Annotated in this window: 19 protein-coding genes and 1 CRISPR repeat array; of the genes, 8 read left to right on the top strand and 11 right to left on the bottom strand. The window is 71.0% G+C overall.

The features are described 5' to 3' along the window. The first annotated feature begins 24 nt into the window (after positions 1-24). A complete protein-coding gene (locus BLS56_RS09020) occupies positions 25-465 on the top strand; it encodes a GNAT family N-acetyltransferase (RefSeq protein WP_228771491.1) in 441 nt (146 codons plus the stop codon). Here the strand turns inward: BLS56_RS09020 and coaD are convergent. Both coaD and rsmD read right to left on the bottom strand, forming a co-directional pair. After that, the gene (gene coaD / locus BLS56_RS09015) at positions 462-959 is read right to left on the bottom strand and encodes a pantetheine-phosphate adenylyltransferase (RefSeq protein ID WP_091449511.1); all 498 of its coding nucleotides are present in this window, start codon (positions 957-959) and stop codon (positions 462-464) included. The two genes, BLS56_RS09020 and coaD, sit on opposite strands and share 4 nt — an antisense overlap. Before the next feature lie 54 nt (positions 960-1013). Next, complete coding sequence (gene rsmD / locus BLS56_RS09010; protein ID WP_091449510.1) at positions 1014-1574, bottom strand: 16S rRNA (guanine(966)-N(2))-methyltransferase RsmD; 561 nt, start codon at positions 1572-1574, stop codon at positions 1014-1016. 139 nt (positions 1575-1713) lie between these two features. Between rsmD and BLS56_RS09005 the strand changes: the two genes are divergently transcribed. Further along, entirely contained in the window at positions 1714-3843 is a 2130-nt protein-coding gene (locus tag BLS56_RS09005; protein WP_091449509.1) for a HelD family protein, read from the top strand. A 113-nt stretch (positions 3844-3956) separates the two neighbouring features. Next, positions 3957-4351: direct repeats of the CRISPR family, unit length 28 nt; unit sequence GTCTTCCCCGCGCACGCGGGGGTGTTCC. A 196-nt stretch (positions 4352-4547) separates the two neighbouring features. On the opposite strand, the gene BLS56_RS09000 is transcribed toward BLS56_RS09005, so the two are convergent. Continuing rightward, complete coding sequence (locus BLS56_RS09000; RefSeq protein WP_091449508.1) at positions 4548-6866, bottom strand: ATP-binding protein; 2319 nt, start codon at positions 6864-6866, stop codon at positions 4548-4550. A 355-nt stretch (positions 6867-7221) separates the two neighbouring features. Continuing rightward, complete coding sequence (locus BLS56_RS08995) at positions 7222-10596, bottom strand: pyruvate carboxylase (RefSeq protein ID WP_091449507.1); 3375 nt, start codon at positions 10594-10596, stop codon at positions 7222-7224. A gap of 727 nt (positions 10597-11323) precedes the next feature. Between BLS56_RS08995 and BLS56_RS08990 the strand changes: the two genes are divergently transcribed. Next, the gene (locus BLS56_RS08990; protein WP_091449506.1) at positions 11324-12895 is read left to right on the top strand and encodes a hypothetical protein; all 1572 of its coding nucleotides are present in this window, start codon (positions 11324-11326) and stop codon (positions 12893-12895) included. A 769-nt stretch (positions 12896-13664) separates the two neighbouring features. Here the strand turns inward: BLS56_RS08990 and rpmB are convergent. Next, entirely contained in the window at positions 13665-13856 is a 192-nt protein-coding gene (gene rpmB / locus BLS56_RS08985) for a 50S ribosomal protein L28 (RefSeq protein ID WP_091449505.1), read from the bottom strand. Positions 13857-14043: 187 nt separating this feature from the next. Between rpmB and BLS56_RS08980 the strand changes: the two genes are divergently transcribed. The 3 genes from BLS56_RS08980 (at position 14044) to BLS56_RS08970 (ending at position 18430) form a co-directional block, all read left to right on the top strand. Further along, positions 14044-15651, top strand: a complete 1608-nt coding sequence (locus BLS56_RS08980; RefSeq protein WP_091449504.1) for a DAK2 domain-containing protein — start codon at positions 14044-14046, stop codon at positions 15649-15651. 61 nt (positions 15652-15712) lie between these two features. Beyond that, on the top strand, positions 15713-17890 hold the full coding sequence (gene recG, locus BLS56_RS08975; protein WP_091449503.1) for an ATP-dependent DNA helicase RecG: 2178 nt from the start codon (positions 15713-15715) through the stop codon (positions 17888-17890). Between the two features lie 57 nt (positions 17891-17947). Next, positions 17948-18430: an NUDIX hydrolase gene (locus BLS56_RS08970; protein ID WP_091449502.1), complete on the top strand. Its 483-nt coding sequence runs from the start codon at positions 17948-17950 to the stop codon at positions 18428-18430. 4 nt (positions 18431-18434) lie between these two features. On the opposite strand, the gene BLS56_RS08965 is transcribed toward BLS56_RS08970, so the two are convergent. Both BLS56_RS08965 and BLS56_RS30515 read right to left on the bottom strand, forming a co-directional pair. Continuing rightward, positions 18435-19037 (bottom strand): hypothetical protein, encoded by a 603-nt coding sequence (locus tag BLS56_RS08965; protein ID WP_091449501.1) that lies wholly within the window; start codon positions 19035-19037, stop codon positions 18435-18437. Then, the gene (locus BLS56_RS30515; protein WP_139190575.1) at positions 19034-19540 is read right to left on the bottom strand and encodes a hypothetical protein; all 507 of its coding nucleotides are present in this window, start codon (positions 19538-19540) and stop codon (positions 19034-19036) included. The genes BLS56_RS08965 and BLS56_RS30515 overlap by 4 nt, the downstream gene beginning before the upstream one ends. A 96-nt stretch (positions 19541-19636) precedes the next feature. On the opposite strand from BLS56_RS30515, the gene BLS56_RS08960 reads away from it, so the two are divergent. Further along, positions 19637-20821: a transcriptional regulator gene (locus BLS56_RS08960; RefSeq protein ID WP_091449500.1), complete on the top strand. Its 1185-nt coding sequence runs from the start codon at positions 19637-19639 to the stop codon at positions 20819-20821. Here the strand turns inward: BLS56_RS08960 and BLS56_RS08955 are convergent. The 4 genes from BLS56_RS08955 to BLS56_RS08940 are packed head-to-tail and all read right to left on the bottom strand — an operon-like array spanning position 20818 to position 23502. Further along, complete coding sequence (locus BLS56_RS08955) at positions 20818-21492, bottom strand: uracil-DNA glycosylase (RefSeq protein ID WP_091449499.1); 675 nt, start codon at positions 21490-21492, stop codon at positions 20818-20820. The two genes, BLS56_RS08960 and BLS56_RS08955, sit on opposite strands and share 4 nt — an antisense overlap. 15 nt (positions 21493-21507) lie before the next feature. Then, entirely contained in the window at positions 21508-22029 is a 522-nt protein-coding gene (locus tag BLS56_RS08950; RefSeq protein ID WP_091449498.1) for a gamma carbonic anhydrase family protein, read from the bottom strand. After that, positions 22002-22493 carry a GNAT family N-acetyltransferase gene (locus BLS56_RS08945; protein WP_091449678.1) on the bottom strand — a complete coding sequence of 164 codons (492 nt, stop codon included), beginning with the start codon at positions 22491-22493 and terminating at the stop codon, positions 22002-22004. Before BLS56_RS08945 ends, BLS56_RS08950 begins: the two co-directional genes overlap by 28 nt. Positions 22494-22536: 43 nt before the next feature. Beyond that, entirely contained in the window at positions 22537-23502 is a 966-nt protein-coding gene (locus BLS56_RS08940) for a thiamine-phosphate kinase (protein WP_091449497.1), read from the bottom strand. A 110-nt stretch (positions 23503-23612) separates the two neighbouring features. On the opposite strand from BLS56_RS08940, the gene BLS56_RS08935 reads away from it, so the two are divergent. Further along, positions 23613-23846, top strand: a complete 234-nt coding sequence (locus BLS56_RS08935) for an Lrp/AsnC ligand binding domain-containing protein (RefSeq protein ID WP_091449496.1) — start codon at positions 23613-23615, stop codon at positions 23844-23846. Positions 23847-23947 lie beyond the last annotated feature (101 nt).

Raw genomic sequence — 23947 nt, 5'->3', positions numbered from 1 at the left:
AACCCGCTGTGGCAGGCTGGCGACGTGCAGATCCGTGCCGCCCGCGCCGACGACGTCCCCGCGATCGTGGCGATGCTCGCCGACGACCCGATCGGCGCCGCCCGCGAGACGCCCGGCGACCCGCGCTACGCCGAGGCGTTCGCCGAGATCGACGCCGACCCGAACCAGGTGCTCGTGGTGGCCGAGACCGGCGGCGAGGTCGTGGGCACCCTGCAGCTCACCTTCACCGCGGGCCTGTCCAGGATCGGGGCGACCCGGGCCACGATCGAGGGCGTGCGGGTCCGCGCCGACCAGCGCGGCGGCGGTGTCGGGCAGCGGCTGTTCGAGTGGGCCATCGAGCGGGCGCGGGACCGGGGCGCGGCGCTGGTGCAGCTCACCACCGAGGCCTCCCGCCGGGACGCGCACCGCTTCTACCAGCGGCTGGGCTTCGTGGCCAGCCACATCGGCATGAAGCTCCCGCTCTAGGAATCCGCGCTTCTGGCGTTCTCGGCCAGCCGCTGGACGAGTCGCTTGTGGACATTCGGCGGGAGCAGGTGGGAGACCTCGCCGCCGTAGGTCGCGACCTCCTTGACCAGCGAGCTGGACAGGAAGCTGTTGAGCGGCTTGGTCGGCATGAACATCGTCTCCACGCCGGTCAGCCCCTGGTTCATCTGGGCCATCTGCAACTCGTAGTCGAAGTCGCTCACCGCGCGCAAGCCTTTGACGATGGCTTGGACGTCGTTCTGCGCGCAGTAGTCGACCAGCAGGCCGTGCCAGGAGTCCACCCGGACGTTGGGGACGTGCGCGATGGTCTCGGCCAGCAGGTCCATCCGCTCTTCGACGGTGAACAGGCCGCGCTTGCTCTTGTTGATCATGACCGCGACGACGACCTCGTCGAACAGCGCGGCGGCGCGTTCGATGATGTCGAGGTGGCCGTTGGTGGGCGGGTCGTACGAGCCTGGACACACTGCGCGCGTCATGGACCCGGACCGTAGCAGCCAGGCGGGGTGATCACGGGAGGACTGTCGCGGCCCTCACGCGGGGCCGTGCGTGGCCCAGTGCAGCTGGGTCTCCCCGTACTTGCGGGTGCGCACGGGCGTCAGCGGCGCGGGCCAGTCCGGCTCACCCGAACGGGCGCCGCGCTCCACGACGACCGTCGTACCGGGGGCGGTCCAGCCGTTGCCGACGAGCGCCGTGAGGACGGCGGTCAGCTCCGCGTCGCCGAGGGCGTAGGGCGGGTCGGCGAAGACCACGTCGTAGGGCGCGTCCGGGGTGGTCGCGAGGACCTTGTCGACCTTGGCGGCGCGGACGTCGGCCCCCGCCATGCCCAGGGCGGCCGCGTTGCCGCGCAGGACGCCGACGGCGGCCCGGTCCGACTCGACCAGCGTGGCGAGCACGGCGCCCCGCGACAGCGCCTCGAACCCCAGCGCGCCCGAGCCAGCGTAGAGGTCGAGCACGCGCGCGCCGTCGAGGCCCGCCGCGGCCTCCAGCGCGCTGAACAACGCCTCCCGCACCCGGTCCGACGTGGGGCGGGTCCCCTTCGGGGGGACGGCGAGCCTGCGGCCGCCAGCCGCGCCCGCCACGATCCTGGTCACCGGCCCATGGTGCCCGACACCCCGGTGGGACCCCCGGACAGGGGTGAGGCAGAGCACATCCGCCACGCGGCCGATTCCCGCCTGACGCAAAGCGCGTAATCTCGCTTGTCCCGTCCGTGAACAACCGTGGGAGCGCTGCGTGTCGGAAACCTCTGTGAGAGAGGCCGAGATCGCGGTCGAGCAGAAGCACGTCGACATCGTGTACGCCCGAGTGGCGGAGATGCGGGACGAGGCCGAGGCGATGCGGACGCGGGGCGACCAGCTCGCCCACGGCGCGCGCGACGAGGCCGTCTTCGAGCAGGCCGCGATGCTGTTCGAGCGCGACGTCATGGTCCGCCACGCCAACCAGATCCTGCGCTCGCTCGACGCCGAGCACGAGGGGCTGGTGTTCGGGCGGCTCGACACCACCGAGGGCGAGACGATGTACGTCGGGCGCCTCGGGGTGCGCGACACCGAGTTCGACAACCTGGTCACCGACTGGCGCGCGCCCGCCGCCGCGCCGTTCTACCAGGCCACCGCCGAGATGCCGATGGAGGTCATCCGGCGCCGGGTCATCCGCTCCACCGGCCAGGCGGTCGTGGACATCGACGACGACCTGCTGATGCCAGAGGCCCGGCTGGACAACATGCCGGTCGTCGGCGAGGGCGCGCTGATGGCGAGCCTGACCCGGGCGCGCGGCGAGAACATGCGCGACATCGTGGCCACCATCCAGCGCGAGCAGGACGAGGCGATCCGCGCCCCGTGGCGCGGGGTCACCGAGATCACCGGCGGGCCCGGCACCGGCAAGACCGCCGTGGCGCTGCACCGGGTCGCGTACCTGCTCTACCGCGACCGGCGGCGGATGGGCGGCTCCGGCGTGCTCGTCGTCGGCCCGTCCCCCGCGTTCACCTCCTACATCTCCCGGGTCCTGCCGTCGATGGGCGAGGACAGCGTGGAACTGCGCTCGCTCAGCGACATCCTCGACGAAGTCAAGGCGACCAGGGTCGACCCGGCGCCGGTGGCCGCGGTCAAGGGGTCGCTGCGGATGCGGCGGGTGCTGAAGAAGGCCATCCGGGAAGCGCCCGCGGACGCCCCGACGGAGCTGCGCATCGTCTACAAGGGCGAAGTCCTCAAACTCGACGCGCGTGAACTCGCCGCCGTGCGCAACGCCGTCCACAACGGCCGCAAACCGCCGAACCAGTCCCGCGTCGACGCGGCCGAGGCGCTGCTGGAGGCGCTGTGGCGCAAGGCTGACTCCTATGAGGACTTCCCGGTCAAGCGGTCCGAGCTGATCACCGAACTGGGCGAGCGGATCGACTTCCACCGGTTCGTGGTCGTCTGGTGGCAGCTGCTCACCCCCGCCGAGGTCCTGCACGGCCTGTCGGACCGCAGGCGCCTCGCCCGCGCGTCCGGCCGCGTCCTCACCCGCGCCGAAGTCGACCTGCTCGCCGACTCCTGGGCCGACCCGGCGGCTGGCCCGTCGGTCGCGGACGTCGCCCTGCTGGACGAGCTGCGCGTGCTGCTCGGCAAACCCCCGAAACGCCGAGTCCGCAAGACCGACACTTCCTCGGCGGAACTGCGCACCTGGTCGGAACGCCAGACCGGCCCCGGCTACCACCGCCCCGACAACTACGACGAGTACTCGCACATCGTGGTGGACGAGGCCCAAGACCTGTCCCCCATGCAGTGGCGGATGGTCGGCAGGCGCGGGAAGTACGCGAGCTGGACCGTGGTCGGCGACCCGGTGCAGAGCTCCTGGCCGGACCCAGCGGAAGCACGGCAGGCCCAGACAGCCGCGTTCGGCGGCCCGCGCACCCAGCACCGGCGGTTCGCCCTGCGCACCAACTACCGGAACTCCGCGGAGATCTTCGACTTGGCGGGCCGGGTCGTGACCGACGTGGCCACCGCGGACCAACTGCCGCACGCGGTCCGCAGCACCGGCATCGACCCCCTGGTGCGGGTCTGCACGGAACCGGACCTGACCCCGGGCGCGTTGACGGCGGCGACCGAGTTGTTGAGGCAGGTGGACGGCACGGTCGGCATCATCACCGCGACAAGCCGAGTCGGCGAGATGCGGAGCGCGGTCCTCGGCCTGTCCGAAGACCGCCTGCGGGTCGTGGACGGCTTGGAGTCCAAGGGCCTGGAGTACGACGCGGTCGTCCTGGTCGAACCCGGCGAACTGATCCGCGAGTCGACAACTGGACCGCGGACTCTGTACGTCGCCCTGACCCGCGCGACCCAGCGACTGACAGTCCTGACCACCGATCCCAAGTGGCCCGACGCTCGGTAGTCCCTACGCTGGTAGGACTCGGTGCGTGGATGGTCAAGCACCCGGGAGTGCCCGCCATCAAAGAAGTGAATTCAAAACGCCGTTTCCGCCGACAAACGCGCAGGTCAACAAGTGTCTTCCCCGCGCACGCGGGGGTGTTCCCTCGTCGACACCCAGCCACACCGCGTCCCAGTCGTCTTCCCCGCGCACGCGGGGGTGTTCCGGACCCGACCGTTTTCGTGGTCGGGGGCACAATGTCTTCCCCGCGCACGCGGGGGTGTTCCGCCCGCGGGTGTGGGTCGGTGGTGGGCGTGGTCGTCTTCCCCGCGCACGCGGGGGTGTTCCCGAGGGTCGGCGACTCATCGCTACCGCGTTGGAGTCTTCCCCGCGCACGCGGGGGTGTTCCCCATCCCCCCAGGACCCGCCCCCCGCGGCCCCCGTCTTTCCCCGCGCACGCGGGGGTGTTCCCCCGCGAGGTGAGTCGTCGGGATCGGTGGCGACGTCTTCCCCGCGCACGCGGGGGGTGTTCCAGTAGCCGCGATTGCCCAAGCTGTCGGATTTGGTCGCCCTCGCGCGCGACGGCAAACCCCACCCTCCCCGGGGGGCCGCCCCGCTCCAGTCTATCGGCGATGAAGGCCAAGAGAAGGGGGCCGCGAAAGCTGTGGATGACTCGGGGCTATGTGGATGGGCGGCTGCGGAAAGCCGGCCGAAGCGTGTAGTGCGGGTCAGGAAGGTGGGAAGGCCGCGGCTTTGGCGGCCCAGTGGCCCAGTTGGGCGCGGCGGCGGAGGCCGAGTTTGGGCAGCAGCCTGCGGACGTGGGTCTCCACCGTGCGGATGCCGATGTTCAGCTTCTCGGCGATCTCGCGGTTGCTCAGGCCCTCGGCCGCGAGTTCGGCGACCTCGCGTTCGCGGGCGGTGAGGGGGTGCCAGGGGTCGGGGGTGGGGTCGGGGAGGTCCATGCCCAAGGCCAGGGCGTAGCCGTCGGAAACCGACAGGGCCGCGCCTTTCTCGAAGGCCGCTCGGTAGGCCTCGGTGCCCAGGGCGCGCAGGCAGGTTCGCTCGGTCGCGACGTGTTGGTCGCCGAAGGGGCCGAGGTTGGCGATCTGGATGCCGGTGACGACGCGCAGGGTGCGGACGGCGCCGAGGATGCGGGCGGCGTCGGTGGTCTTGCCCGCGGCGGCCAGGGCCCAGGCGACGCCGTGGGCGCTCCACGCCGAGCCCCAGTTGTCGGCCAGGTCGACCTGTTGGGCGAGTGATTCCCGGAACAGGGCGACCGCGGCCACCGGGGAGCCGTACCGCAGTTCGGTGAGGCCGCGCACCCACCTGGTCCACGTGAGCGCCCACAGCGCGCGGTGGGAGCGGGCTTCCTCGTCTATCTCGCGGCTCACCTGCTGCGACTCGGCGGGGGTGCCGAAGAAGGCCAGGGCCATGCCCCAGAGCATCCCGGCCATGTGGCCGTCGCCGATGTTGCCCGCCGCGATGAGCGCGCGGCGGGCTCTGGCGAGTTGGTGGACGGCGGCTGAGTCGCTGTGGATGATCATCCGCCGACAGCCCTCGACCACCACGACCGCGGGGTGGTTGGGGTCGAGGGCGCGGCATTCGGCGATGGCGGCGTCGGCGCGGGCGTGGTCGCCCATGCACACCGCGATCCAGCAGGCCCTGGCGAGCGCCTCCACCCGCAACTCGCGCGGCGAACAGGACGGCTGCGCGTCGAGGAGGCGGCGCAGCCAGTAGTAGCCCTCGCGGAAGGGGCCGCGGAAGAACCAGATGCGCAGCGCGCCCAGGCTCACCGCGATGCCCAGGCCCGTGATGGCGTGGTCGCCGCCCGCGTCGGCGGCGTGCTGCATGGCGGCGCGGACGTTGGGGAGTTCGGCTTGGACGCGGCGCAGCCAGTCCAGTTCCCGCTGCCCGGGGGCGAACCACTGGCGCACCGCGAGGCTGGTGAGCCCGTGGTAGTGGGCCAGGTGCCGTTCGCGGACGGCGTCGGTCTCGCCGCGTTCGGCCAGCCGCGCTGCGCCGTACTGGCGGGTGGTTTCCATCATCCGGTAGCGGGCGAGGTTGCCGTCGGCGCCGACGACCAGGATCGACTTCTGGATGAGGCCGTCGACCAGGTCGAGCACCTGCTCGCGGGCGATCGGGCCGCCCGCGCACACCGCTTCGGCGGCGTCGAGGTCGAAACCGGCCTCGAACACCGAGCAGCGCTCCCAGACCAGCCGTTCGTCCTCGTCGCAGAGCTGGTGGCTCCAGTCGATGACCGCGGAGAGCGTGCGGTGGTGCGGGGCGAGGGCGCGGGTGTCCGCCGCCAGCACGGAGAAGGCGCGGTCGAGCCGGTCGACGAGCTGGGTCACGGTCAGCGTGCGCAGCCGCGCCGCGGCCAGGGTGATGGCCAGCGGCAGGCCGTCGAGCCTGCGGACCAGCCGCACGACGTCGTCCTGGTTGTCCGCGGTGACCTCGAAGGACGGGGTGGCCGCCGCCGCGCGGTCGAGCAGGAGCCGGACGGCGTCGTTGGCCAGCACGTCGTCCAGGGTGGTCCGCTGGTCGGGCGGCACCGGCAGCGGGTCGAGCCGGTGCAGCCGCTCGTCGGGGATGTGCAGCGGCGCGAGCCTGCTGGTGGCGACCACGCGCAGCCGGGGCGCGGCGTCGAGCAGGACGGTCGCGAGGTCGGCGACGGCGGCGGCGACGTGCTCGCAGTTGTCGAGGACCAGCAGCGCGGGCCGGTCGCGGAAGAAGTCGACCAGGGAGTCCAGGACCGGGCGGGCGGACTGGTCGCGCACGCCGACGGCGTCGGCCACGTGGGTGACCAGCAGGGCCGGGTCGCTGACGGCGGTGAGGTCGGCGAACCAGAGGCCGCCGGGGTTGTCCTCGGCGAGGTGGCGGCCCAGCCGCAGCGCGAGCTGCGTCTTGCCGACGCCGCCGGGTCCGTGGATGGTGAGCATCCGGGTTTCCCGCAGTCGGGCGGGAATCGAGCGCAGCTCGGCGGCCCGGCCGACGAACGCCGAGACCGGGACGGGCAGGTTGCCGACTCTCTCCCCTCCTGGGACCACCCGGTCACCCTAAGGCGGGTTGCCCCGGGGCCGCCCGTCGCCCAGCCCACCCCCAGGTGGCACGTTCGCGGGCTGGGAGCGGACGGCCCCGCCCCCCAGGGTCGAGATTGTCTACTTCCGCCGCGCCGCCAATCCACGATCAATACCCTCCGCACGGCTCTGACCTGCGGTTTCTTTGCCGATCTTCACCGAAAAGGCTTGCGGTGTACGTACTTTCGCGGAGATATCGGCGACAACCGACCGCCACCGCACGCACTCACGGAGTAGTCCATGTGGTTTAGATCCCACTAATAGCCCGAGGGCCCGTTTCCACTGTGGAAACGGGCCCTCGGGTCGCAAACCGGAGCGAAAGCACTCAGTCGAGCACGACCAGGAGGTCGCCGCCCTCGACCTGCTGCACCGAGCCGATCGCCAGCCGGGACACCTTGCCCGCCTTGGGCGCGGTGATCGCGGCCTCCATCTTCATGGCCTCGATGGTGGCCACGGTCGCGCCCGCCTCGACCTCGTCGCCCTCGGCGACCGCGAGGGTGACCACGCCCGCGAACGGGGCGGCGACGTGGCTGTTGTTGGCGCGGTCGGCCTTCTCCGCCGCGGGCAGCGCCGAGGCGACCGAGCGGTCGCGCACCTGGATCGGGCGGAGCTGGCCGTTGAGCGTGGCCATGACCGTGCGCATACCGCGCTCGTCCGCCTCGCCGATGGCTTCCAGCTCGATGAGCAGCGTGACGCCCTTGTCCAGCGAGACCGCGTACTCCTTGCCCTGCTGCAGGCCGAAGAAGAAGTCCTTGCTGGCCAGCACGCTGGTGTCGCCGAACTGGTCGCGGTGGGCCTGGAACTCCCGGGTGGGACCGGGGAACAGCAGCCGGTTGAGGGTCGCGCGGCGCGCCGTCGCCAGGCCCTTGCGGTCGTCCTCGGTCAGCTCCGCGACGCCCTTGGGAGCCGCCCGGCCCTTGAGGGCCTTGCTGCGGAAGGGCTCCGGCCAGCCGCCCGCCGGGTCGCCGAGCTCGCCGTGCAGGAAGCCGATCACCGAGTCGGGCACGTCGAAGCGGCCCGGCTCGGTCTCGAACTCCTTGGGGTCGACGCCCGCGCCGACCAGGTGCAGGGCGAGGTCGCCGACGACCTTGGACGACGGCGTGACCTTCACCAGCCGCCCGAGCATCCGGTCGGCGGCGGCGTACATGGTCTCGATCTCCTCGAACCGGTCGCCGAGGCCGAGGGCGACGGCCTGGGTGCGCAGGTTCGACAGCTGTCCGCCGGGGATCTCGTGGTGGTAGACCCGACCCGTCGGCGACGGGAGGCCCGCCTCGAACGGCCGGTAGACCCGGCGCACGATCTCCCAGTACGGCTCCAGGTCCGACACCGCCTGCAGCGACAGGCCGGTCTCGCGCTCGCTGTGGTCGGTGGCGGCCACGATCGCCGACAGCGACGGCTGCGACGTGGTGCCCGACATCGACGCGACCGCGCCGTCCACGGCGTCCACACCGGACTGGATGGCCGCGAGGTAGGTCGCGAGCTGGCCACCGGCGGTGTCGTGGGTGTGCAGGTGGACCGGGAGGTCGAACTCCCGGCGCAGCGCCGTGATCAGCTTCGCGGCCGCGGGCGGGCGCAGCAGGCCAGCCATGTCCTTCACCGCGAGCACGTGCGCGCCCGCGTTGACGATCTGCTCGGCCAGCCGCAGGTAGTAGTCGAGGGTGTAGAGCTTCTCGGCCGGGTCGGACAGGTCGGCGGTGTAGCAGAGGGCGACCTCGGCGACGGCCTTCCCGGTCTCGCGCACGGCCTCGATCGCGGGCCGCATCTGCTCGACGTCGTTGAGGGCGTCGAAGATCCGGAAGATGTCGATGCCGGTGGCCGTCGCCTCCTTGACGAACGCGTCGGTCACCTCCGTCGGGTACGGGGTGTAGCCGACGGTGTTGCGGCCGCGCAGGAGCATCTGCAGACAGATGTTCGGCACCGCCTCGCGCAGCGCGGCCAGCCGCTCCCACGGGTCCTCGGCGAGGAAGCGCAGCGCCACGTCGTAGGTCGCGCCGCCCCAGCACTCCACCGAGAACAGCTCCGAGGTCGTCCGCGCGACGTGCGGGGCGACGGCGAGCAGGTCCTTGGTGCGCACCCGGGTGGCCAGCAGCGACTGGTGCGCGTCGCGGAAGGTGGTGTCGGTGACCCCGACCCGGTTGTTCTCACGCGTCCAGCGGGCGAAGCCCTCCGGGCCGAGTTCGACCAGCTTCTGCTTGGTGCCCGCGGGCGGCTCGGCGGCCAAGTCGATCGGGGGCAGCTTCTCGCGCGGGTCGATCACCTTCGGCCGGTCGCCGTGCGGCTTGTTCACCGTCACGTCGGCGAGGTAGGTCAGCAGGCGGGTGCCGCGGTCGGCGGAGTGCCGCGCGGTCAGCAGATGCGGGCGCTGCTCGATGAACGCCGTGGTGACCCGGCCCTCGACGAAGTCGGGGTCGACCAGGACGGCCTGCAGGAACGGGATGTTCGACGCGACGCCGCGGATGCGGAACTCCGCGACGGCCCGCCTCGCCCTGCGCACGGCCGCGGTGAAGTCGCGGCCCCGGCAGGTCAGCTTGACCAGCATGGAGTCGAAGTGCGCGCTGACCTCGGCGCCCGCGGCGGTGCCGCCGTCGAGCCGGATGCCGCTGCCGCCCGGGGAGCGGTAGGCGCTGATCATGCCGGTGTCGGGGCGGAACCCGTTGGCCGGGTCCTCGGTGGTGATGCGGCACTGCAGGGCGGCGCCGCGCAGGTAGATGTCGTCCTGGCTCAGTCCGAGGTCGGCCAGTGTCTCGCCGCCCGCGATGCGCAGCTGCGACTGCACGAGGTCGACGTCGGTGACCTCCTCGGTCACCGTGTGCTCGACCTGGATGCGCGGGTTCATCTCGATGAACACGTGGTTGCCCCGGGTGTCGAGCAGGAACTCGACGGTGCCCGCGTTGCGGTAGCCGATGTGCCGGGCGAACTTCACCGCGTCGGCGCAGATTCGGTCGCGCAGCTCGGCGGGCAGGTTCGGCGCGGGCGCGATCTCGATGACCTTCTGGTGGCGGCGCTGCAGAGAGCAGTCCCGCTCGTAGAGGTGGATCACGTTGCCCTCGCCGTCGGCGAGGATCTGCACCTCGATGTGGCGTGGGTCGAGCACGGCCTGCTCAAGGAACACGGTGGCGTCGCCGAAGGCGGACTCGGCCTCGCGCATCGCCGCCTCCAGCGACTCGCGCAGCGCCTTGGGCTCCTCGACGCGGCGCATACCGCGCCCGCCGCCGCCCGCGACGGCCTTGACGAAGATCGGGAAGCCGATGTCCTCCGCCGCGGCGAGCAGCCCCTCGACGTCGGTCGATGGCTGCGACGAGCGCAGCACCGGCAGCCCGGCCTCCTGCGCGGCGGCGATGGCCCGCGCCTTGTTGCCGGTCAGCTCCAGGATCTCGGCCGTCGGGCCGACGAAGGTGATCCCCGCCTCGGCGCACGCCGTGGCGAGTTCCGGGTTCTCGGACAGGAAGCCGTACCCCGGGTAAACGGCGTCGGCGCCTGCCTTCTTGGCGGCCTTGACGATCTCCTCGACGGAGAGATAGGCGCGCACCGGGTGGCCGGGCTCACCGATCTCGTACGCCTCGTCGGCCTTCATCCGGTGCTGGGAGTTGCGGTCCTCATAGGGGAAGACGGCGACCGTGCCGAGGCCGAGTTCGTACCCGGCCCGGAACGCCCGGATGGCGATCTCGCCTCGGTTGGCGACGAGCACCTTGCGGAACATGCCCGGTTACCTCCTGCTACCTCAGAGTCGGTTGCAGGAGGTTACCGTGAATGTCTCGCCAGTCGGGAGCATCGTCCCACGTGACGGACGCCATCCTGATCGATACTTCTCCTGGTCCGCTCGCTCGCGGCCGGTGTTTTCCTGCTATACGAACAAGTCCGCGCGTACTGTTTACGCGCGGCCGCCCGCCCGGCCGAACTCACGATCCCACGCTCCGCGCACCCGCACCACCGGCCGATCGGCTTAGGACGGGAACGCGCGGCCGAGGCCCGCGCGGACCCCGGCGGGGGTGGACGCGGGATAGCGGGCGCGGCAGGCAGGCCGGATAACCGGAGACGGGTTCGTGTTCGACCGCCGCACTCCCCGGAACGGTCATGATCGCCATCGTGACGAAGCGTGGTCGTTAACCGCGGTCGGTTGCTCCCGCTTTTTCCGTTCCGTTCAACTGTCGGCGGTTATGTGGTTAACGCCGTGCCCGACCGCGGGCACGGCGCGCCCGGTGACGGCAGTCGGAACCGAGCGTCGCCACGCCCGTCGTCGAAGATCAAGACGTGTCCACAGAGGAGGTGGTCGTCGCGGGATTCCGACAGTGAGGACGGATGCGCGCGCATGCATGTTGCAGCCAGGGAATGCACCCCACAGAGGGACGCCAGGGGCAAACCTCAATACAGAGAATTAACCTATCCCCCTCGGTTCACTCCAGAGAGCGACATACTAAAGTGAGGCAATGCCCTCTGGTGACGCCGAGTCCACCGCCGACCGTCTTCCGCACTTCGACACCGTTCTCCGCGGGTACAACCCCCGCCAGGTGAATGAACGGGTCACCCGCCTCACCTACGACCTGCGCCATGCGACCAAGGGTCGCGACGACGCAGCGTCGAAGGTCGCCGAGCTGACCAAGTCACTCGGCTCGCTCCAGCAGCAGCTGCTGGAGACGACCACGCGCCTCAACCGGATCAGCGCCAACCCCAACAGCACCGAGGGCATGACCGAGCGCGTCCGGTTGATGATGCAGCTCGCCGAAGAGGAGATCGCCGAGTTCAAGCGGCAGGCCGACGAGTACGGCAAGTCGACCCGCTCGGAGGCCGAGGCCTACTCGGCGGCGACCCGCAAGGACGCCGACACCTACGCCAGCACGACCAGCACCGCGGCGGACGACTACGCGGCGCAGACCCGGCTGAACGCCGAGGCGTACGCGGCGAAGACGGCGAGCCAGGCGGACGAGGCGGCCGCGGCCGTGCGCGCCGAGGCAAACGCCTACGCCAAGGACCTCAAGGCCAAGCACGACAAGATGATCCTCGACCTCGAAGAGCGGCGTAAGCAGCTCGAGGCCGACTACACGCGCAACCACGCCGAGCTGGACTCCGAGTACGAGTCCATGCGCGCCACGCTGGCCGCCGAGCACAAGAAGCTCATGGCCGACGCCCGCGCCGAGATCGAACGCCAGACCAAGGCGAACGAGGCGCGCATCGCCCAGCTCTACGACGACGCCGCCGCGCACCGCGACCAGCTCGACGCCGAGGCCCTGCGGGTCCGCGAGCAGCTCGACGCCGAGTCCGCCCGCAAGCGCGCCGACGCCGAAGACCAGGCCAACCGCGAACTCGCCGCCAAGCGCGCCGACGCGGAAGCCGCCCTGGCCAAGCGAACCGAAGAGGTCGAGACCTCGCTCACCGCCCGCACCCGGGAAGTCGAGCGCACCCTGGCGGACAAGACCGCCGACGTCGAAGCCACCCTCGCCGCCCAGACCTCCGACACGGAGAAGGCCCTCGCCGCCGCCCGCGCCAAGGCCGACGCCGAGATCGCGGCGCAGCGGGAGACCGCGGAGAAGGCCGCGGCGAAGCTCGTCGCCGACACCGAGCGCCAGAAGGCCGAAACCGAGCGCGCCCTGGCCGCCGAACGCAAGAAGACCGAAACCGAGCTTGCCGCCCAGCGGGAAACCGCCGAGAAGGCCGCCGCGAAGCTCGTCGCCGACGCCGAACGCCAGAAGGCCGAAACCGAGCGCGCCCTGGCCGCCGAACGCAAGAAGACCGAAACCGAGCTTGCCACTCAGCGGGAAACCGCAGAGAAGCGCGCGGCGAAGCTGCTCACCGACGCCGAGGCCAAACTGGTTGACGCTACTGAGAAGCACGAGAAGGCCGACGCCTTCGAGCGCCGGGTCGCGGAGCAGGTCACGAACACGTTCGCGATCCTGGAAGAGGCGAAGAAGCACTTCGCCGAGACGATGGGCAAGGTCAAGACGGAGACCGCGGGCAAGGCCCAGTCCAACGGGACTCCGGCCAAGTCTGGCGCTGGCCGGTAGGTCGCTTGACTCTTGGGGGCGTCTGGCTTCGGCTGGGCGCCCCCTTTGGCGTTCCTGCGGGGGGCTCGATGGGGCTCCTGTTGGTTGCTCTCGTGGGGTTGCTCGATGGGTGGAGTGGTTTCTTCGGGGCCCCTACGAAGGAAGATCCCGTCGCGGGGAAAGACGGGTGGGGAGCCTTCGGCCCCACGACCACGGCGAGTTCAGGGATCTTCCTTCACCCCCGAAGAAACCACTCCACCCCATCGAGCACTGGGCGAGCCTCGGTTCAGCCTGGCGGGTGCTCGGGTTTGGTGCACCGGCCCATCGAGCACGTGACAGGGTTGGCGCGGCCTGGGCGGGGCGGTTGGCCGGTTGCGCCCTATTGGTTCGGTTCGGGAGTGGGAGGGCGCGGGCGCCGTAGAGCACCTGGCAGGGGCAGGTGCGGCAGGCAAGGTGGGTGGGCTCGCGAGCAGGCCCTACAAGAGCACTCGACCTGCCCGACCAAGTCTTCAAACAACCCACTGGCGGCTGTTTTCGCCGCCCCAAGCCCCCACAACAAAGCCCCACCCACCCTGGGGGCTGACCCCGCTCCAGTCTATCGCCGCAGGTCAGCCTGGGGAAGAGAGCCGCCGCGCCTGTGGATAACTCGCCGGGGCAGGGGGGCGACACGCCGGGGTGTTCCCCCGAAAGTGGTCGCGAGAAAGGCGAAGTCCTGGGGGCCGGACATGACAAAACCGGCGCCTGCGACCCTGGGGGACGCGGACGCCGGTCTGCGGCTTGTCAGGTGGCCTTAGCCGCGCACGACCTTGCCTGCCTTGAGGCAGGAGGTGCACACGTTCAGGCGCTTGCGCTGTGAGACGCCCAGGCGGGCGTGCACAGTCTGGATGTTCGGGTTCCACCGGCGGTTGGTGCGCCGGTTCGAGTGCGAGACCGACTTGCCGAAGCCTGGCCCCTTGCCACAGACGTCGCACACGGCAGCCACGTCAGACACTCCTTCAGGTTGGCGGAGTCCACTCACACAAAGCGATATGCGGGTGGACGCACGTACGAGGGCCCAGGGCACACCCGGGCGGTCTGCACAGGGTAACCGGTCGCCGTAGCGTGCTCCAAACCGGGGCTGTCGGGGGTCGCTAGTCTCCCCCGATACCGATGGACGAGGTGGAGGGCCTGTGCTCAACGCGCTGGACGCGGGCGAGGTGCGGCGGTGGGCCGCGGCGTGCGTGCGGGCGCTGGACGCGCACCGCTCGGCCATCGACCGGATCAACGTGTTTCCGGTGGCTGACGGTGACACGGGGTCGAATCTGCTGTCGACGCTGCGGGCGGCGTTGGCCGCGCTGGTGGCGGCGCCTGCCGGGGAGCACGCTGGGCAGGCGTTCGGGGTGTTGGCGAAGGGGGCGCTGGCGGGGGCGCGGGGCAACTCGGGGGTGATCGTCTCGCAGGTGCTGCGGGGGATGGCCGAGGTGTTGCGGGAGCGGGCGGTGGTGACCGGGCCGGATCTGGGGGCGGCGTTGCGGCGGGGGGCTGAGCTCGCGGCGGCGGCGGTGTCGCGGCCGGTGGCGGGGACGATGCTCACTGTTCTCGACGCGGCGGCCGCGGTGGACGACCGGGGGTTGCCGGAGGTGGCGCGGGCGGCGGCCAAGGCGGCGGCGGAGGCGTTGAGGCAGACCCCGGCGCAGCTCGCGGTGCTGGCCGAGGCCGGTGTGGTGGACGCGGGTGGGCGCGGGATCGTGGTGCTTCTCGACGCGTTGGTCGACGTGGTGGCGCAGCGGCCCGCTGGGGTGGGCGCGGCGGCGGTCCACGACGACGAGCCGGTGGGCGGGGTGTCGCGGGAGGCCGGGTCGGACCTGTTCGCCTATGAGGTCATGTACCTGCTCGGGGAGTCCACCGAGGACGCGGCGGGCGCGCTGCGCGAGCGGCTGGTGGGGTTGGGGGACTGCGTGTCCGTCGTCAGCGACGGGGACGGGCTGTGGACCGTCCACGTGCACTGCAACGACGTGGGGGCCGCGATCGAGGCGGGCATCGAGGCGGGCAGGCCGCGGCGGATCAGGGTGGCGCGGTTCGCGGACGCGCCGTCGGACACGGCGGACCGGTTCGTCCGGGACCGCGCTGTGGTCGCGCCGGTGCGCGGCGACGAGCTGGCCGAGCTGTTCGCCGCGGAGGGGGTCGCGGTGCTGCGGGCCGACGACGCCGAGCCGCCGACGGCCTACGACCTGCTGCGGGTGATCACCGGGACCGGCGCGGCGCACGTGACCGTGCTGCCCGGGGACGCCGGGCTGATGGCGATCGCCGACGAGGCCGCGATCCGGGCGGTGGCCGCGGGCCAGGACGTCGTGGTGGTGCCGTGCGCGTCCCCGGTGCAGGCGCTGGCCGCGATCGCCGTGCACGATCCGCGCAGGCGCGCGGGCGACGACGTGGTCGCCATGGCCGAGGCCGCCGCGGCGACCCGGCGCGGCGAAGTCGTTGTCGCCGAGCAGGACGCGATCACCTGGATCGGCCCGTGCCGCGCCGAGGATGTGCTGGGCTTCGCCGACGGCGAGGTGGTTCTCATCGAGCCCGGCCCGCCCACGACCGCCGCCCTGGCGCGCGCCGCGTGCCGGGTGGTCGAGCGGATGCTGGCCGCGGGCGGGGAGCTGGTGACCGCGCTGCTGGGCCGCGACGCGCCCGACGAGGTGCCCGAGGCGCTGGCGGAGTTCCTGCGCCGCGAGCGGCCAGACGCCGATCTGGCCGTCTACCGGGGCGGACAGTCCGACTCGGTCGTGGTGCTCGGCCTGGAGTGAGCCGGTGTCGGTGGATGCCGACATAATCGGGGCGTCCAGATTTGGCACGGCGGGGAGAGTGATGGCAGCGCTGAGCGACCGGCTCGACCGGGTGGTGGGCAAGAAGTCCGCGGACGCGCTCGCCGCCGCGTTCAAGCTGGAGACCGCGGGTGACCTGCTGCGCCACTACCCGCGCCGGTACGCCGAGCGCGGGCAGCTCACCGACATCGCGGGCCTGGAGGTCGGCGAGCACGTCACGGTGATGGCGAAGGTCGTCTCGGTCAACAAGCGGCAGATGAAGACCAAGCGCGGCACGCTGATCGAGGTTTCCCTGACCGACGGCAAGCGGTCGCTGGACTGCGCGTTCTTCAACCAGCCCTGGCACATGGACAAGCTCAAACCGGGCATCAGCGCGCTGTTCGCGGGCAAGGTCACCGCGTTCCGGCAGAAGCTGCAGCTGGCCAACCCGGACTACCAGCTGCTCGACGGCGACGCGGAAACCGGTGCGGTGGAAGAGTTCGCGGGCGGTCTCATCCCGGTCTACCCGGCGTCGGCGAAAATCCAGTCCTGGCAGATCGCGCAGTGCGTGCGGCAGACGCTGGACATGCTCGACGAGATCGAGGACCCGTTCCCCGACGAGCTTCGGCTGAAGCTGGGCCTGGTCGAGTACGACACGGCGGTGCGCGCCATCCACCGGCCCGCCGAGTGGGCCGACCTGGAGATCGCCCGGACCCGGCTCAAGTGGGACGAGGCGCTGGCCGTGCAGCTCGCGCTCGCCCAGCGCCGCAAGGCTTCCGCGGCCCGGCCCGCGCCCGCGTGTCCCCCCAAGCACGGCGGAATCCTGGACGCGTTCGACAAACGGCTGCCGTTCACGCTGACCAAGGGGCAGGTGGAGGTCGGCGCGGCCGTCGCGGAAGACCTGGCAGGCGAGCACCCGATGAACCGGCTGCTCCAGGGCGAAGTGGGTTCCGGCAAGACGATCGTGGCGCTGCGGGCGATGCTCCAGGTGGTCGACTCGGGCAGGCAGGCCGCGCTGCTGGCGCCGACGGAGGTGCTGGCGTCCCAGCACGCCCGGTCCCTGTCGGACATGCTGGGCGACCTCGGGCAAGCTGGAGAGTTGGGGGCCGCGGAGAACGCCACCCGGGTCACCCTGCTCACCGGTTCCCTCTCGGCGCCCCAACGCAAACAGGCGATGCTCGACGCGGTGAGCGGCGCGGCGGGCATCGTGGTCGGCACGCACGCGCTGATCCAGGACAAGGTCTCCTTCGCCGACCTGGGTTTCGTCGTGGTGGACGAGCAGCACCGCTTCGGCGTCGAGCAGCGCGACGCCCTGCGCGCGCGGGCGGGTGAGAACGTGAGCCCGCATGTGCTGGTGATGACCGCGACGCCGATCCCCCGCACCGTCGCCATGACCGTCTACGGCGACCTGGAAACCTCGTCGCTGCGCGAGCTTCCGGCCGGCCGCTCGCCGATTTCCACGAATGTCGTTCCCGTGTCGGAGAAACCGGCGTGGCTCGACCGTGTGTGGCAGCGGGTCCGCGAGGAAGTCGCCAAGGGACACCAGGCTTACGTCGTCTGCCCCCGCATCGGCGACGAGGACTCCCCCGACTCCCCCGACTCCCCCAGCGGCGGCGACGACGGCCGCAGGCCCCCGCTGGCGGTCGCCGACGTGGCCCCCATGCTCGCCGAGGGTCCGTTGGCAGGCCTGCGGGTGGGAATCCTGCACGGCCGGTTGGCGACGGACGAGAAAGACCGCGTCATGCGGGCGTTCGCGGCGGCGGAGATCGACGTCCTGGTCGCCACCACGGTGGTCGAGGTCGGCGTGAACGTCCCCAACGCGACGGCCATGGTCATCATGGACGCCGACCGCTTCGGCATGAGCCAACTCCACCAGCTTCGCGGCCGCGTCGGCCGAGGCTCCGCGCCCGGCCTCTGCCTCCTGGTGACGGAAGCGATCGGCGGCACCTCCACCCGGGAGCGCCTGGACGCGGTCGCCGCCACCCTCGACGGCTTCGAACTGGCCCGCCAGGATTTGGAACTGCGCCGCGAGGGCGACATCCTCGGCGCCACCCAGTCCGGCTCCCGCTCCGGCCTGAAGATGCTGTCCCTGCTCCGCGACGAAGACGTCATCGCCAACGCCCGCGCCGTCGCCCAGGCCCTCGTCGCCGACGACCCCGACCTCCGCGCTTTCCCCGGCCTGGCAGGCATGGTCGGCCAGTTGGTGGACGACGAACGCGCCGAATACCTGGAAAAGGCCTAGCCCTGGCGCGTCCCCTTGCCCACCGACCACTCCCCACCGCGAGGACACGTCCGCCCAATGCCCACCACGCCCCGAGTCGGCGCGCGCGTCCTGCTGCTCGACCCCGCCGACCGCGTGCTGCTCATCCACGCCCTCGACCCCAAGGAACCCGACCACCACTGGTGGGAACTCCCCGGCGGCGGCCTCGAAGCGGGCGAAACCCTTACTGAGGCCGCACTTCGGGAAGTCGCCGAGGAAACCGGCTTCACGCTGTCGACCCTGGACCGCGAACTGTGGGTGGGCGAAACCCGATTCCACTACCAGGGCCGCGACCACCACCGCGTCGACCACGTCTTCCTCGGCCGAACCCACACCACAACCCCCCAACTCCCCCGCACCCCCACCGAGAACGAGAAAGCCGGAGTCATCGAACGCCGCTGGTGGTCGGCCCCCGAACTCCACCAGTGCCCCGACAAACTCGTCCCCGCCACCCTCCCCACCCTGCTCGACGACTTCCTCGCGGGCCGCATGGGCGACTCTCCCCTGACCCTCCACGGCTGACCACTCAGAGGTCCAGAAGCGTGTAGTCAGCCAGTTCACGGACAAGTTTGGACGCGAGAGTCCAGCGGATCACGGGATCGGTGAAGGCCACGACGTGCTGGTCAACGGGCACCGGATGCGGACGTCCAGCGCGGTACCGGAAGCCGTCAATCCCGTAGAGGGAGAACGATCCCGCCCGCAGAAGCACGTGCCCCTTCCGCAGCGCCGGACAGACCTTCACAGCCAGGTGCGCGCAGGCCCGGCAAATCGGTGGCTCGCTGACCAGCATGTCCTCCGGCAACGTCTCACCCTTGTCGCGCAACAACCACAGCACACCGTGACAGGTGTTTTCAGCCCCTCCCCCGCACACCTGACACAGCAGCCTGCGCATCGCCCGACGCTGCCGCAACGGATGGATCTTGGCGAACTCCGGTTTGCCGCATCCCCGCCTGCCCGTCACCCGATCCCACAGGACCCCGCCGCTGTCCCGATCGGCCACGATCTCATCGGCATAGGCGATCCCGGCACCGCCCCGCCGTTCCACCACACGCGGAAGGTCGGCCCAACTCTCCCCGCTCCAGGTCGCGACGTACGGAACCAACAGCCCAACCCGGTCAGTGGCGCTCACGCCCCACCACCCAGGGACGTCGCCGCCGAGCGGGAGTGGTTCCCGCCAGGAGGCTGTGCCAGCAACGCACTCACCGGAAAGAGCACCTTCGGCGCTTCCGGCTCACCCGGTGCGGGCAATTCGATCAATTCCCGAGCAGTCCCGGCGATGCCACCACCGTGCCTCAACCACGCGATCCCACCATCCGGGTCAGGCACCACCCGCATCCCCAGCACCTGACTTCGATCAAAGATGACGACGACATCGGTATGCCCAACTTGCCCACGACTGGCCGCCACTCCACGCGGGCGGTCGTCCGCACTGAGCAGGTGAAATCTCCATCCGTCTCGACGGACAGCCAACAATTCACTCAATTCCGGCAGGACAGACAGGGCTTCGGTTTCGGTGAAGTCGACGCAAGGCATCTGATTTGGCTCCAGCTCGGCATCGGTCGGCTGTGTGCATCGACCCTCCCGCGCTCGGCCGCCCGGATACAGGGCATTGACCGTGCGACCCTCGCGCATCTTGCGGGCACACCGCGCGCCAACAGCAGGGCGACCAGGGATAACACGGTATGAAGTACGCTGGGAGCGAAAGGCGACGCCGGAGGTGAGCGCGCGATGGGGAAGCGACGCGAGTTCGCGGAAGCGCGGCGAGCGTGTGGGTACACGCAGGAATCGCTTGCCGAGGCGATCGGTGTCGATCCTTCGACTGTCCGGCGTTGGGAAGCAGGCAGCAGCACTCCCTTCCCACACTTTCTTCCCAAGCTCTCCAAGCTTCTGGGCGTCACGCGAGACGAGTTGCAAACCCTCCTGCCAGACGACTCACCTGTGCCGATTCACAAGCGGCTACCGGCTACTGATGACGAACTGGCAGCGCTGGAGCTATTGCATCGGGTCACGTCCAGCGATGTCAGCGAGGAAACACTGACGCAGTTGGAGTCGGTTGTTGACGATCTCGCGATGGCGTATCCGCTCGCACGGCCAGAGGAACTGCTTGAACGGCTTCGCATGTACCTCGCCTATGTGAACACTCTTCTGGATAGCCGCATGACGCTCGCGGGCCGTCAGCGGCTTGTGGTGGTGGGGGCGTGGCTGTCGTTGCTCGCGGCCACCGCGCATATCGACCTGAACCAGGCTGGAGCCGCGACCGCCCGGCTGCGGGTGGCGGCTGGGTTGGCGAAGCACGCGGGGCACAACGAAATCCGGGCGTGGTGTTACGAGACGCAAGCGTGGCGGGTGCTCACCGAAGGGCGGTTCGCGGAGGCGATCGGGCTCACCCATGCCGCGCAGGCGTTGGCGCCTGTCGGGAGTGGAGTCGAGGTGCAGGCCGCTGCGCAGGAAGGGCGGGCGTGGGCGCGGTTGAAGCGGCCGCAGGAGGCCTACCGAGTGATCGGGCGGGTGGAGAAGCTGGTGTCGCCGCTTCAACGGCCGGAGCAGCCGGAGCATCACTACCGGTACGACCCCACCAAGTTCGTCGCCTATCTGGCCACGACGCTCGCCTGGATCGGCGACCCGGAGGCTGAGCGGTTCGCCCGGGAAACCATCACGCGGTTGACGCCCAGTGATGGCGACGGGAAGTGGCCGCGGCGGGTCGCATCGGCGAATCTGGATCTGGCGCTCACGTTGGTGGCGAACGACCGGCATGACGAGGCCTGTCACGCTGCCGCGCAAGCGCTTCACTCCGGGCGGGTCGTGCCCTCGAACCACTGGCGGGCAGCGGAAGTCGTCGCCGCTGTTGAAGCGCGTGGGCTGCCGGAAGCCGCCGGGCTAAGGGAAGCGTATGACGGGATGTTGCGGGGCTAGGGGAGCTTCCAGTCCACCGGCTCCGCGCCCTGTTCCACCAGCAGCGCGTTGGCGCGGCTGAACGGGCGGGAGCCGAAGAAGCCCGCGTGCGCCGACAGCGGGCTCGGGTGGGCCGACTCGATGGCCGGGACCGAGCCGAGCAGGGGGCGCAGGTTGCGGGCGTTGCGGCCCCACAGGATCGCCACCAGTGGGCCGCCGCGGGCGGCGAGGGCGCCGATGGCCTGCTCGGTGACGTCCTCCCAGCCCTTGCCCTGGTGGGAGTTCGACTTGCCCGGCTGGACGGTGAGCGCCCTGTTGAGCAGCAGGACACCGTTTTCCGCCCACGGCGTCAGGTCGCCGTTGGACGGCGGCGGGTGCCCGAGGTCGTCGCAGTACTCCTTGTAGATGTTGACCAGGCTCTTCGGGATCGGGCGGACGTCGGGGGCCACCGAGAACGACAGGCCGACCGCGTGTCCCGGAGTGGGATACGGGTCCTGGCCGACGATCAGGACGCGGACATCGGCGAAGGGCTGTTTGAACGCCCGCAACACGTTCTCGCCCGCGGGCAGGTAGCGCCTGCCCGCGGCGATCTCCGCGCGCAGGAACTCGCCCATCGCGGCGATCTTGTCGGCGGCGGGCGCCAGCGCCTGCGCCCACCCGGATTCGACGATCTCGGTCAACGGTCGTGCCACGCCGAGAAACCCTACTCAGCCGAGCCTGCGCAGCCCCGACCGGTACACGGCGATGTTCTCCACGTACTTGGCCACGATCCCCGATGTCATGTCTTCTGGCACCACATGGCCTTCGCGGACTTTCGCCGGGATGCCCAGGGCCATCGAGCGGGCGGGGATGAAGCCGTTGAACGACACCACGCCGCCCGCGCCGAGGATGGCGCCGTCCTCGACCACCGAGCCGTTGAGCAGCACCGAGCCCGAGGCGATCATGCAGCGGTCGCCGACGGTGGCGCCCTCGATGTGGACGTTGTGCCCGATGACGCAGTCCGCGCCGACGCGGACCGGGTGTAACTCGGTGCAGTGCACGACGGTGCCGTCCTGGACGCTGGTGCGGGCGCCGATCTCGATGCTGCCGTAGTCGCCGCGCAGGACCGCCTGCGGCCACACCGACGCGAACGGGCCCAGGGTGACGTTCCCGATGACGGTCGCGTCCGGGTGGACGTAGGCGTCGGGGTGGATGTCGGGCGTCAGGTCGCCGAGGGCGTAGACGGGCACGTTATCTCCTCGCGGGTGAGCGGCTTTCCGAGGTGGTAGGCCTCGGTGGCGTCGGCGTAGTGGCCGAACGGGGTGACGGGGGTGTATCCGGCGGACTCGTACAGGGCGATGGCCTCCGGCTGCCGCAGGCCCGTTTCCAGGATGAGCCGCCGGTGGCCCGCGGCGTACGCGGTGCGTTCGAGTTCGGCGAGCACGGCGCGGGCGAGGCCCCGGCCGCGGACGGCGGGGGTGACGTACATGCGCTTCATCTCCGCGTCGCCGCCGTCGTGGCCGCGCCACCCGCCGGTGGCGACCGGGGTCCCGTCGAGGTAGCCGACGAGGAACAGGCCCCGGGGCGGGGCGAACTCGGCGGCGTCGACGGGGGTCTCGTCCACGCCGCCGTAGCGGATCACGTACTCCTGTTGGACCTCGTCGATGAGCCGGGCCGAGTCGGGGTGGTCGTACCGGCGGACTTCGATGCGCACGCCCCGATTGTCGCTCACTCGATCCGGTGAATCGCGGGCCGCCTCAGCGCCAGTGCTGCCAACCCGTCGGCCCCGCGTACGGGCCGCCGTCGACGGTGACGCCGGTGCCCCTGGTGACGGTGCCGATGGTGCGCCAGCCCGGGGGCACGCCCGCCGGGTCGGGGAAGGTGGCGGCGAGGGCGTGGTCCTCGCCGCCGGTGAGGACCCAGTGCCGGGGGTCGCCGCCGAGCGCCGAGGCGACGTCGACCAGCCGCTGGTGCACCTCGATGAGGTCGGTGCGCACGTCGATCGCCACATTGGACGCGGCGCAGATGTGCCCGAGGTCGGCGAGCAGGCCGTCGGACACATCGATCATCGCGGTGGCCCCGGCGTCGGCGGCCTGCGGACCGGCGGCATACGGCGGCTCCGGGGAGCGGTGCGCGCCGACAACGCTGACCGGGGAGCGGAAACCGCGCCCGAGGACCGCGAGACCGGCCGCGCTGAAGCCAAGCTGACCGGCCACCGCGACCACGTCGCCGGGCATCGCGCCGCCGCGGGTGACCGGCGCGCGGCCCCGCAGGTCGCCTAACGCGGTGATCGAAATCACAAGGTTTCCGGACTCCGTGAGGTCGCCGCCGACGACGCCGACGCGGGCGCGGGTGGCCTCGTGCCACATGCCCTTGGACAGCTCGTCGACGACCTCCGCCGCGGTCGCCGACGGGCAGGCGATGCCCACCAGGACCGCCGTGGGGACCGCGCCCATCGCCGCGACGTCGGCCAGGTTCACCGCCACGGCCTTGCGGCCCACCTGCTCCGGGCTGGACCAGTCGAACCGGAAGTGGACGCCCTCGACCAGCACATCGGTGCTGGCCACGACCCGTCCGTCGGACGCGGCGACCACCGCGGCGTCGTCGCCGGGCCCGAGCAGCGTGCTCTTGGGCTGGGGCCTGCTCTCGGTGATCCGCCTGATGAGGTTGAACTCACCCACGTCGGCCACGGTCTCCGCGCCCTGGGGCGTGTCCGGTCTCACGACTTCCTCCGATCGCCGAACTCTGTCGAACCCCCGCGGATCGCCAACTGGGGTACGTTGCTGGACACGTTCCTACATCTTGGGGACTCCTAGCCGCGAAGGGGCGCGCCGTGGTCCACGCATACATCCTTATCCAGACCGAGGTCGGCAAGGCCGCCGCGGTCGCGGCCGAGATCGGCGGAATCGCAGGGGTCACCACCGCGGAGGATGTCACCGGGCCCTACGACGTCATTGTGCGGGCGGAGGCCGACAACGTCGACCTGCTCGGCCAGCTCGTCGTGGCCCGCATCCAGAACGTGGACGGCATCACACGGACGCTGACCTGCCCGGTAGTCCACCTCTGAGCCGTGGTCTAGTGGGGGCGTGAGCGAGCTTGCGAGCGAACAATCAACACAGTGCGTAGGCGCGCGAGGCCACCGATCTTGTGAGGTGGCCGCATGAGCAA

This window comes from Actinokineospora iranica (genome assembly GCF_900101685.1).
Taxonomy (GTDB): Bacteria; Actinomycetota; Actinomycetes; order Mycobacteriales; family Pseudonocardiaceae; genus Actinokineospora; species Actinokineospora iranica.
Note: the sequence above shows the minus strand (reverse complement) of the source record. Positions and strands in the feature narration are given on the sequence as shown.

Excerpts from the sequence above, each read along its gene's own strand:
- BLS56_RS08995 (WP_091449507.1), bottom strand. The coding sequence starts at position 10,596 with ATGTTCCGCAAGGTGCTCGTCGCCAACCGAGGCGAGATCGCCATCCGG.
- coaD (WP_091449511.1), bottom strand. The coding sequence starts at position 959 with ATGACGCGCGCAGTGTGTCCAGGCTCGTACGACCCGCCCACCAACGGC.
- BLS56_RS08990 (WP_091449506.1), top strand. The coding sequence starts at position 11,324 with ATGCCCTCTGGTGACGCCGAGTCCACCGCCGACCGTCTTCCGCACTTC.
- BLS56_RS08970 (WP_091449502.1), top strand. The coding sequence starts at position 17,948 with ATGCCCACCACGCCCCGAGTCGGCGCGCGCGTCCTGCTGCTCGACCCC.
- BLS56_RS30515 (WP_139190575.1), bottom strand. The coding sequence starts at position 19,540 with ATGCGCGAGGGTCGCACGGTCAATGCCCTGTATCCGGGCGGCCGAGCG.
- BLS56_RS08960 (WP_091449500.1), top strand. The coding sequence starts at position 19,637 with ATGGGGAAGCGACGCGAGTTCGCGGAAGCGCGGCGAGCGTGTGGGTAC.
- recG (WP_091449503.1), top strand. The coding sequence starts at position 15,713 with ATGGCAGCGCTGAGCGACCGGCTCGACCGGGTGGTGGGCAAGAAGTCC.